Raw genomic sequence first — 2,649 nt, forward strand, 5'->3', positions numbered from 1 at the left:
CGCGAGGTCTCGTCGCGTCGCGTGCCGACGGCGCGCGCGCCGACATCGACTCCAGGCGCGCCCGGTCGCTCAGCAGCGGGACGATCTCGCGGGCGACCCACGCCGGGTCGACGTCGGCGTCCTCGACGAGCAGGCCGCCGCCGGCCTCGACGACCCCGGCCGCGTTGAGCCGCTGCTCGCCGTTGCCGATGGGCAGCGGGACGTAGACGCCGGGCAGGCCGACGGCAGTCAGCTCGCACACGGTGTTGGCACCCGCCCGGCAGACGACCGCGTCGGCAGCCGCGTAGGCCAGGTCCATGCGGTCGACGTAGGGCAGCACGACATAGGGCACCGAGGTGTCGCCGCCGGTGGCGACGAAGTCCTTGCCGGCCCCGGTCGCGTGCAGCACCTGCACGCCGGCGTCCGCAGCGTCGCGACGCTCGCCTCGAAGGCGTCGTTGAGCCGCTTGGCGCCGAGCGACCCACCCGTGACGAGCAGGACCGGCAGGTCCTCGCGCAGCCCGAGGCCCGCGCGGCCTCCGCGCGCGTGGCCGCCCGGTCGAGCGCGACGATCTCGGGGCGCAGCGGCATGCCGATGACCCGGCTGCCGGAGAGCTTGGTGCCGGGGAAGGTCACGCCGACGACGTCCGTGAAGCGGGCACCGACCTTGTTGGCCACCCCGGCGCGGGCGTTCTGCTCGTGGATGACGATCGGCACGCCCGCCTTGCGGGCGGCGAGGTAGGCCGGGGTCGAGACGTAGCCGCCGAAGCCGACGACGACCTGCGCGTCGACCTGCTCGATGGCCCGCCCGGCCGCGGCGACGGCGCGACGGAGGTTGACCGGCAGCCGGACGAGGTCGCCGGAGGGCTTGCGTGGCAGCGGCACCTTGGGGATGGTCGCGAAGTCGTAGCCGCGCTCCGGCACGAGCCGGGACTCCAGACCCTCGGATGTGCCGAGGGCGAGGATCTGCGTGGCGGGGTCGCGCCGGCGCAGGCAGTCGGCGAGGGCGAGCAGCGGCGAGACGTGGCCCGCTGTGCCACCCCCCGCCAGCAGGATGCGTGAGGGGCGGGTGGGCGTCATCGCGACGAGGTCCTCCTGCTCGGGAAGCGGGCGAGCAGGGCACGCGCCCGCGAGGGCTTGGCGGCGATCATCTCAGAGCACCCCGGCTCGCCCCGCGCGAAGCTGAGCAGGATGCCGACGGCGAGCATCGAGGTCACGAGCGATGACCCGCCGGAGGAGACGAAGGGCAAGGGGACGCCGATGACCGGGAGCATCCCGATGACGGCGCCGATGTTGATCATCGCCTGCACGAGCACCCAGGTGCAGATGCCGGCGGTGGCGATGCGGACGAAGAAGTCGTCGGTGCGGGTCACCAGGCGCAGCCCGGCGAGGGCGAAGGCGGCGAAGAGACCGAGGATGGTCAGCGTGCCGATGAGGCCGAGCTCCTCGCCGATGATCGCGAAGATGAAGTCGTTGTAGGGCTCGGACAGCCAGCCCCACTTCTCCCGGCTGGCGCCCAGACCCACGCCGATCCACCCGCCGTCGGCGAGGGCGTAGCGGCCGTGGACCGACTGCCGGCAGATGCCGTAGAAGAGGTCGGTGCCCGGCGCGCACTGCTGCGGGTCGAGCCAGATCTGGATGCGCTGCATGCGGTTGTTGCCGATGCTCGCGGCGAGGACGCCGAGCAGCGCCAGGACTCCGGCGCCGAGCGCGAACCAGCGCAGCTGCACGCCCGCCGCGAAGAGCATGCCGACGGCGATCGCGCAGATGACCATGGCGGTGCCGAGGTCGTGGCCGAGCATGACGAGGCCGACGACGATCATGACGCCCGGCACGAGGAAGGGCACGATCGCGTGCTTGATCGAGCCGAGCAGGGCGCGCTTGCGCTCGAGGACGAGGGCTCCGGCGAGGACGAGCCCGATCTTGGCGATCTCGCTCGGCTGGATCGACAGCGACCCGACACCGATCCAGTTGCGGTTGCCCTGGAAGCCGAAGCCGAGCGGGGTGAGCACGAGCAGGAGCAGGAGGATCGAGAGGCCGACGGCGGGCAGCGACATCTTCTTCCAGAAGCCGATGCTGCGCCGCGAGGCCCACCACAGGGCGAGGCCGCCCGCGATGGCGAAGATGAACTGCTTGAGGAAGATCGTGAAGGAACTGTCGTTCTCCCGCAGGGAGACGATCATCGACGCCGACAGGACCATGACCAGGCCGATGCCGACGAGCAGCCCGATGATGCCGAGCAGGAGGTAGTAGGTCGTCATCGGCGACTCGAAGCGCGCCACCCACTCGTCGACCCTGGTGGAGCGCGTCCGGCGCGCGCGGCCTCGACCGGACCCGGTCGCTGCGCTGCTGCTCACGCTCACCCCTCCTGCAGGTACCTGTGCACCGCCGCGGCGAAGGCGTCGCCGCGGGCCCCGTAGTTGTCGAACATGTCCATGGACGCCGCCGCCGGGGCCAGCAGCACGACGTCGCCGGGGACGGCGAGTGAGGCCGCGTGCCGGACGACGAGGTCCATCGCCCCAGTGTCGGTCGCGGCGACGTCGATCACCGGGACATCGGGCGCGTGTCGGGCGATGGCGGCCGCGATCTGCTCCCGGTCACGACCGATGAGCACGGCGGCCGCAGCCGGCCGCCGCGGCCGCGACGAGCTCGTCGACGCGCGCCTTGCCAG

General features: G+C 72.4%; 1 protein-coding gene and 2 pseudogenes. All 3 read right to left on the reverse strand.

The genetic code is table 11. The annotated features are described in order from the left end of the window. Positions 1-1,058, reverse strand: a pseudogene (gene murG / locus AC2W7J_RS17380) (undecaprenyldiphospho-muramoylpentapeptide beta-N-acetylglucosaminyltransferase); the annotation flags it as partial. After that, positions 1,055-2,335 carry a putative lipid II flippase FtsW gene (gene ftsW / locus AC2W7J_RS17385; protein WP_255185923.1) on the reverse strand — a complete coding sequence of 427 codons (1,281 nt, stop codon included), beginning with the start codon at positions 2,333-2,335 and terminating at the stop codon, positions 1,055-1,057. The gene ftsW and the pseudogene murG, both read right to left, overlap by 4 nt. A gap of 2 nt (positions 2,336-2,337) precedes the next feature. After that, a pseudogene (locus AC2W7J_RS17390) lies at positions 2,338-2,649 on the reverse strand (hypothetical protein); the annotation flags it as partial.

The sequence above is a fragment of the Janibacter sp. CFPM2_SD2 genome (assembly GCF_057364645.1).